8 protein-coding genes are annotated in these 7,999 nt (G+C 38.9%); 1 reads left to right on the plus strand and 7 read right to left on the minus strand.

Annotated elements, in window-relative coordinates; genetic code table 11:
• The coding region (locus H7254_RS13805) for a SnoaL-like domain-containing protein (protein WP_301933520.1) at positions 1-293 on the plus strand (293 nt) is incomplete at its 5' end.
• A gap of 17 nt (positions 294-310) precedes the next feature.
• Here H7254_RS13805 and panD read toward each other — a convergent pair.
• The 7 genes from panD to H7254_RS13840 form a co-directional block, all read right to left on the minus strand.
• Positions 311-655, minus strand: coding sequence for an aspartate 1-decarboxylase (panD, locus tag H7254_RS13810; protein WP_301933521.1), 345 nt, complete (start codon positions 653-655; stop codon positions 311-313).
• A gap of 464 nt (positions 656-1,119) precedes the next feature.
• On the minus strand, positions 1,120-2,013 hold the full coding sequence (locus H7254_RS13815; protein WP_301933522.1) for a sugar phosphate isomerase/epimerase: 894 nt from the start codon (positions 2,011-2,013) through the stop codon (positions 1,120-1,122).
• Positions 2,014-2,105: 92 nt separating this feature from the next.
• Positions 2,106-3,443, minus strand: coding sequence for a PQQ-binding-like beta-propeller repeat protein (locus H7254_RS13820; protein WP_301933523.1), 1,338 nt, complete (start codon positions 3,441-3,443; stop codon positions 2,106-2,108).
• A 111-nt stretch (positions 3,444-3,554) separates the two neighbouring features.
• Entirely contained in the window at positions 3,555-4,529 is a 975-nt protein-coding gene (locus tag H7254_RS13825; protein ID WP_301933524.1) for a Gfo/Idh/MocA family protein, read from the minus strand.
• A gap of 59 nt (positions 4,530-4,588) precedes the next feature.
• Positions 4,589-5,113, minus strand: coding sequence for a GNAT family N-acetyltransferase (locus H7254_RS13830; RefSeq protein WP_301933525.1), 525 nt, complete (start codon positions 5,111-5,113; stop codon positions 4,589-4,591).
• A gap of 173 nt (positions 5,114-5,286) precedes the next feature.
• Entirely contained in the window at positions 5,287-7,044 is a 1,758-nt protein-coding gene (locus tag H7254_RS13835; RefSeq protein ID WP_301933526.1) for an alpha-L-arabinofuranosidase, read from the minus strand.
• A gap of 348 nt (positions 7,045-7,392) precedes the next feature.
• Positions 7,393-7,999, minus strand: a 607-nt coding sequence (locus H7254_RS13840) for an SMP-30/gluconolactonase/LRE family protein (protein WP_301933527.1), incomplete at its 5' end; no start/stop codon positions are given.

Here is a 7,999-nt window from a genome sequence, read left to right on the forward strand (position 1 = left end):
AAAGTGAATTATTTACTGATAATGCTGTAAGCATCGAACAGGAAGCATCGCCCATGTTTGACAAAGAAACAACGGGATTAAAAGCCATGCGTGAAAAGAGGAATAAATTTGAAGCAATGGTTGAAAAGGTACATTCTAACAACATTTCTGACCCATTGATTGCCGGCAATTCTATTGCCTTTTTATCAATAATGGATGTTACCATGAAAGGCCGGCCCCGGGAAACCATGAGCGAACTATGGGTGTACAAAGTAAAAGATGGTAAAATAATTTCTGAACAATTTTTTATGTAAACAGAGCCAATTGTATTTTAAAGTTTGTTGCCTTCTTTGGGGAAAATGATGGATGGTTTAAAGCTTTTAGCTTTTTCAAAATCCATTGTAGCGTAAGAAAGTATGATGATAATATCACCTTCAGCACCTTGTCTGGCTGCCGGCCCGTTGAGGCAACAAACTCCTGTGCCCCTCCCACCTTTAATCACATAAGTTTCCAGGCGGTTACCATTATTTACATTTACTACCTGTACCTTTTCATTTTCAATTAAATTGGCTGCGTCCATCAGATCGAGGTCGATGGTAATGCTACCCACATAATTCAGATTGGCTTCTGTAATTACTATACGGTGTATTTTAGATTTTAATATTTCGATCTGCATTTTTTATTTTTAGAAATGCGAAATTAGGTAAATTTTGAGAAGCCAAGATTAGCTTTCAATAACAACTGGAGAAATGAGAAGTTTGAAAAGACAGTCGTGGAGTTGATGCAGGTTATTTATTTGAAAAAACTTTTAAAACCGCTAAGGCATGTGAAAAGGTAAGTATTTAACCATGATAAGAAGCTTACATATATACATTTATTTCGTTAAAAAATACTCAATTTCTTAATAAAAGTTAACTCTACTCTTTGTAATTCTGCTTCTATACCCTTTCTCTAAATGCCTTGTATGTTGTGCATTAAAAAGACCTTATCACCTTTTTCAGGCTATCCTGCAAAAAAGCAATAAGGTCAGGTTTTCAACTTTTTGATGATTTGCTAAAGTGAAAAGAGGGTTGGCTTAAAAAAAAGTTAACCCTTTAGCAAAAGAAATATTCTAATTGTTTGAATGCTGTAAACAAAAAATTATTTTTTTAATTTCGCTACCTGGTCATTGTAAAACTTTACGGTTTCAATTACATCGGGCAAACTGTGTTCCCAGTTAGATTCATGTTCAATAGAAAACATACCTTTAAAATTTTGCCGGTTTAACTCGGCAAAAACAGGAGCAAAATCAATTACGCCCTTACCAACAACGGTATCGGCTGCATCCGTTTTATCAAACACAGTAATGTCTTTCAGGTGAACGCCATAAATGTGTCCTTCGAGTTTTTTCAGACTTTCTACCAGGTTTAAACCACTGCGTGCCCAGTGGCCTAAATCGGCACAGGCGCCAATATTTTTATGGCCATTAATGGCTGCTAATACAGAGTCAGGATGCCAGTATGGATTTGGTCTTGGATGATCATGAATGGCTATTTTTATACCGTACACTCCCGCAAGACTATCAGCAAGATCCCATTGTGTTTTGATGGGTTCAGAAGTAATGTAACTCAATCCAAATTCTTTGGCAAGTTCAAAAGTTTTTATCCACTCGTCTTTGCCATTAGGGGTAGTTACACCCATGGCCACAATTTGAATGTTATGTTGCTTAAGAAGATCTTTTAATTTTTGTCTTCCTGCAGCAGACATCCTGATGCCAAAAGTGTCTTTACTGATTTTATCAAAAGGCTGACCCAGGAAAGCTTCTATGTAGCGAACACCGGCACTATCAGTTTTTGCAATGGCTTCACTTTGGGTAAACAACCGGAATGTCCAGGTTTGAACACCGATTTTCCAACCGCCGGTATTGTCTGCTTTGGCGGTGGCACTGCTATCAGTATTTGTTGCAGTTCCTTCTTTTGTACCAGATCCATTGTTGCAGGACATAAAAATAAGCAGCGCTGCAATACTGCTGAAAAAGGAAATTTTGTTTCTCATTGAATGTTTTTTTTAAATTAAATATGGCAATTATTACGGTTACAAGTTACAATTTACACAGGCAGCAAAAAAGTTTATCTTTCTGCAAATATTTATTTCACTTTTAAAGTGAGCGCATACAAATAACCATCAGCGCTGCCTGCATACAGCATATTTTTTTTAATAACCGGTGATGAAACTACCGACCCTAACTTATAAAAATCCTCCATTACTTTCTTATTGGCTGCGTATAAATTCAAATCCGTATTTTTAGCGGCGTACATAAAATTAAGGGTGTCATTTTTTAAGATGGTGGAAGCATATTCTTTTCTTGCTTCGGTTGAAAAAGGTATTATTTTTTTTGTGCGATCATTTATATCAATAGAAAATATATCACCGGTAAAATCTCCCACGTACACTGTATTTCCGGCAATTGCAGGCGAACCAAAAACGTATCCATTGGCTTTAAACCTAAAATTTTCTTTCCCTGTTTTTACATCTAAACCTAATAGCAGGTAGGTGTCGGAAGTGCCAACATATATTGTTTCATTTTTAATAATCGCCGAGCTGATAATCCATGAATTTTCCGCATCATATTTCCAGATAATATTTCCATTATCGGCATCTAATGCATAAAAATGTGCATCTCTTGCTCCAAAATATACAATGCCATTTTGAACAGTTGCAGAAGCCTGAATACCCGTCATGGCAGTTTGATTACCTGTTTTAAACTTCCATTTTTCTTTGCCGGTTTTTGCGTCTAAGGCATACATATAGGTGTCCCAGCTACCGATGTAAATATTTCCATGATACAAGGTTGGACTGGAATGAATAATGCCATTGGTTTTGAAAGCCCATAGCAATGATCCATTTTCTGCATCAACAGCATACAAATTACCATCACTGCTGCCAAAATATACTGTAAGCACATCATCCATTTTATAAACAACAGGTGATGAAAGAAAACAATCCCAAAGATCGTCCATATAAACGCCAGATGGTTTCATACCCCAGTACGATGTATCGCCGATGTGTTTTTCTCCCCCGGTTTTAAATTTCCAGTTTTGCTTACCTGTATTAATATTGATTGAATAGAACCCATCAAAACTTCCAACATACACATTAGTACCATACACAGCTGGTGAAGAATGGACAGCTCCACCCGTTGCAAATTTCCATTTTTGTTTACCGGTTTGTAAGTCGATAGCGTAAAGGTTTTTATCTTCGCTGCCCACCAATACAAGGCCATTCATTACCGCAGGTGATGAAAATATTTTACCCCCGGTTTTAAATTTCCATTTTATTCCTTCAATAGGCTGACAGGGCTTATTATTTGACTTATCCGGTAGTGTATTTCCATGAAACATGCTTGACGAAGCAACGATGTTTTGTTGCGCACTTATTGCAATTGCAAGAAACGTACAAATAAAAAGTGATAAGATTTGTTTCATTTATCTTAATTGTGCAGTGTATAAAATAGCAAGCAATTCGAAATATTGTTACAGCAATTTCTTCTTCATTACTTTATTAAATCTTTCCGTTAAAAGAAAAATCCCTTATTTTTAGTAAACCACTCCGGCCTGTTTTAGTACCTCCTCCATTATTTTACTTACGGTGATTGTTAACTGGTGCGGCACTTTGCTGCTTTGCAACAAGCCATTATCAAGGCAGTGCATTACTTCTTTTATCTGGTGTTCAAAACCATTGCTTTGATGCGGCATAGAAAAATGTTCACTTGTACTGTCATTTAAAATCAAGGTAAAATCAGTTGCCTTAAAACAAGGATTGTCTATTTTTATTCTGCCTTTGGTGCCAATAATTTCAGCCTCCAGCGCAGTATTAAAACTTATGGAGGAAAGTAAATGTGCGGTTTGGCCTCCGGGATATTGCAGCACCATATTGGCATATTCGTCTACTCCCGTAGTGGTTAATTTTGAAACGGATTGAATCAATGAAGGTTTACCAAAAATGATGGTAGCCAGAAAAATCGGGTAGATGCCTACATCCAAAACAGAGCCGCCGCCAAGGGCTTTTTTGAACAACCTGCCTGCGGGATCGAAGGGTGCAGTAAACCCAAAATCGGCATGTATATATTGTGGCTGGCCAATTGCATCTTCTTTAATCAACGACAGAATTTTTTCCATAAACGGCATGCAGGCCGTCCACATCCCCTCCATTAAAAACAGTTTCTTCTCCGCTGCTGCTGCAATCATTTCTGTTGTTTGCTTTGTTGAAAGCGACATTGGTTTTTCGCAAAGTACCGGTTTGTTGTGTTGCAAACAAAGCAGTGTTTGTTCATGATGAAATGAATGCGGCGTGGCGATGTAAATAATGTCTACATTTTGATCTTTAATTAGGTCCTCATAATTATTATACGTTGCTACAGCATTGTATCTTACTGCATAATCTTTTGCCTTACCCATATCACGTGAGGCCACGGCGTATACCTCTGCGCCTTCTGTTGCCATCAATGCTGTACAAAATTTATCGGCAATTTTGCCTGCACCCATGATGCCCCAGCGGTAATTTTTTTTCATATATACACAATGATTTTAAAAACAATAAAAATTAGGAATAATGACTCTTAACAATTGATCTATAAACTTTTTAACATCCATTTGGAGCAGCCGAAATGAGCACTGTTTCCCAACGGGCCATTTAAATATTGAAAGCCAAATTTTTCATACACTTTTATTGCCTGCTGTAATTCGGGCATTGTTTCAAGGTAGATATTTTTATACCCCAAAGCGGTTGCCTCTTCCAAACATTTATCAATAATCATTTTGCCGATGCCTTTACCTCTTGCCACAGGCAACAAATACATTTTTACCAATTCACAGGTATCTTCCGGTAAGCCTTTTGTTGGATAGATTCCACCGCCGCCTGCCATTTCATCGTTCATCATTGCAATAAAATATATGGCGCGGGGCTCTTGAAACAACTCAAACAAATAGTCAGTTTCTGCATCGTAATAAACCGTTCCGGGATGGTTGGCGCCAAACTCAGCCAGGGTACTCCTTATAATTGTTGCGATGGCAGCGTTATCGGTTGGCTCAATTGTCCTTATCCGGCTCAAATGGTCTATAGTATTTTTGTGTTGCAGATCTTTCAGTTTTTTCACAGGCAAATGTATAGGGAATATAGTTTATAAAAAAGACTGGGTTAGCAGGTAGTTTATTTCTCCCCAACAATACAACAAATAAAAAACACAACTGAATGTACCAAAACGTTTTTGGTTATTTTATGTGAAATATCACTTTTGACACAATCTTCTTTATCGCCTGTTTCTTGTAGCTATTTTTTATCCACTACCATCATTACTGCACCCAGGGCTGGTATAGAAACTTTTATACCGCCGGTTGTTATTGACGAAAATGCTTTTAATGAAGCGTATGTAACGGGCCCGCCAGCATCGCCGGCAGGTCCATTACCGTTTACCAAAACTTTTCTTGAAAATGCGCCATTGTCATTACTACCTTCCAGGCTGTACCAGTAAAAGCGGCTGCCACTATAAAAATTTTTCATTTTAATTTCTACTGTTTGTGCAGTAGCAGAGGTGTTAACAAGCGTAACATTTACCTCGCCGGATGTATAGGTTGATGCATATGCTTTCACCATATTATTGCCTGCCACTGTTGCATTCACTAACCTGTCGCCCAACATTTTTTGCAGGTAATACAGGTAATAAAAACTTGGACGTGCACTCCATTTATTTATTCCGGGTTCATCACCAGCGCTAAAAAGGCCGTGGTCATCGCCGTTATTCCAGCCGTTTAACAGATCCCAGCGGGCAGACATGCCATACTTATTTTTTAGTGCTTCACCCATCACCAGCACCGCAAAAACACCGCTAGTGTTAGATACCTGCTGTTTTTGTGTATTGGAAGTCATATTCCATTCATCCATTGCAACCGGCTTAATAGTTGCCCCATACGATTGTAATGTTTGTGTTACATACTCCATCATAACAGCAGGAACCGATAATGCCGATGATAGTATAATATTGGCATTATCATTTGTTTGATAAGGTGTAAAATAATTATGCACCACAAAAAAATCAGCTTTGTTATTAATCCCCGGCATCATGCCTGCGTTCCAGGTTTTGCGGGTATTGGTTTGCCAGGATTCGGGCGAAGGTGCTTCAGCGGTAACTGCTCCAATGTAAATAGTTTTACCTATTTCGCCAGCCGCTTTTTGCATTGAATCTACAAACACATTAAAATGGGTGGCATACAGTGCGCCGGTTAGTAATTCCGGTTGCCCGTCTTTATTAGCAGATACATCTATACGATATCCCCATTCCCAGTTACCAAAATTTTCATTACCAATTTCCCATAACTGTGTACGGCCATTATCATAACGTACCCAATCGGCGGCAAGATGGGCTGCATCCGCCACCGGGTTAACGCCAGTGCCATACCGGGCAAATCCATAATTGATGGTAATGATGCCTTTGTTATTGGTTTGCTGCAACATGGCATAATAATTATCCAGGTTGCATTGCCAGTTATAATTTGTTTTGCCATAACTGAATCCGGAAGGCTCGGTGGTACCATCCTCTTTTGTAAACATGGCAGGGGTACCGGCAGGGTTAATACCTTGTGCAGCATTCCAAAAATAGGCATCGCTGGAACTGCCACCCGGAAAACGGATGATATGCGGATGAAGGTTTGTGATGGGTTCAATAAATCTTGCATCGCCCGCCACCGGCCCCATCCACCAAACTGCATTGTGGCCAAATTCGGATAAAGGTATTTTCGTAATAATATCAGTAGCGTCTACCGTTACCGTATTGGTGGCACTGACCGTAATTGTTGTTTCTGTGTATGCAGGCGCAGTAAAGGTTTTAGCCTGCCAGTCGTCTAAAAAAAAGCCGATAGTGTTTGCTGTAGCGGGATCTTTTCCTGGGGTAATGGTTGAATCCGGCACGGTACCTCCTCCCCCCGGATCTACCGGCGGCATGGGGGTTGCAGGTGTTTTTTTACAGGAAAAAAATATCACTATTAAAAAGAAGGCAGATGTTTTTAAAATAGGTAGTTTATTAAATATCATTTTTAAAATTTAAAATTTTGAACCTGTAAGGCAATGCTGGATGGTATGTTTCGCAAAAGATACAGGAACTATTTTTCAATTTGAAAAAATTGTTATAGACAGCTTTTTTTTAAAATTTATCTTCTTGCCGAAATAGCCTTGCGGAAACCTTTTTGTTTGCAAGGGACGGTTGCTTAAAAATTAGGGGATTTATCACCTAGCCACACTAGGTTAAAATTGACTGTTACCCGGAAATATTTAGTGTGGCAGAAAAAAATTTTTTTACTACTTTCATTCCGAAGGGATGCAGAAGAGGTAAAAACTCGCCTCCTAATTATTCCTACACGAAAGCGCATTTCAGTATTCTGTTTATTCCACCCCTTTTACACGCATTTGCAAAGTATATACCGCTTCGGATGCTGTTATAAATAACATGTGTTTGTTTTTACCACCAAAACAAATATTGCCTACCCATTCAGCAGGAACAGGGATGTTCCCAATTTTATTGCCCTTTATATCAAACACGGTCACCCCACGTCCGGCCAGGTATAGATTTCCCTGCTCATCCAATGTCATTCCATCAGAACCCTGCGCCACAAAAAGCTGCCGGTGCATTAATTTTCCATCAGCTTTAATTTGATATTTGTACGTCTTGTTGGCCTTGATATCTGCAACATACAAATACTTTCCATCGGGCGTACCCACAATACCGTTGGGCTGCATCAATGCACTATCAACCATAAAAGCCGCTTTGTTACCTTTAGGCAAATAATATACATTCTGACCTTCTATATCCGGCTTTTTTCTATCCCAGTAATCACGTTGATAATATGGGTCTGTAAAATAAATACCACCCTTTGCATCCACCCACAAGTCGTTTGGGCCATTCAATCTGTGGCCCTGGAAATCTTTGAGCAAGACAGTAATTTTTTTCTTTTTACTGATCAACCATAGCTGGTCTTTTTCATCGGCACAG

The organism is Ferruginibacter sp. (genome assembly GCF_014377975.1).
GTDB lineage: Bacteria > Bacteroidota > Bacteroidia > Chitinophagales > Chitinophagaceae > Ferruginibacter.

What these genes read in the sequence shown, in the direction of transcription:
- panD (WP_301933521.1), bottom strand. Translation starts at nt 655, where the DNA reads ATGCAGATCGAAATATTAAAATCTAAAATACACCGTATAGTAATTACA.
- H7254_RS13815 (WP_301933522.1), bottom strand. Translation starts at nt 2,013, where the DNA reads ATGAGAAACAAAATTTCCTTTTTCAGCAGTATTGCAGCGCTGCTTATT.
- H7254_RS13820 (WP_301933523.1), bottom strand. Translation starts at nt 3,443, where the DNA reads ATGAAACAAATCTTATCACTTTTTATTTGTACGTTTCTTGCAATTGCA.
- H7254_RS13825 (WP_301933524.1), bottom strand. Translation starts at nt 4,529, where the DNA reads ATGAAAAAAAATTACCGCTGGGGCATCATGGGTGCAGGCAAAATTGCC.
- H7254_RS13835 (WP_301933526.1), bottom strand. Translation starts at nt 7,044, where the DNA reads ATGATATTTAATAAACTACCTATTTTAAAAACATCTGCCTTCTTTTTA.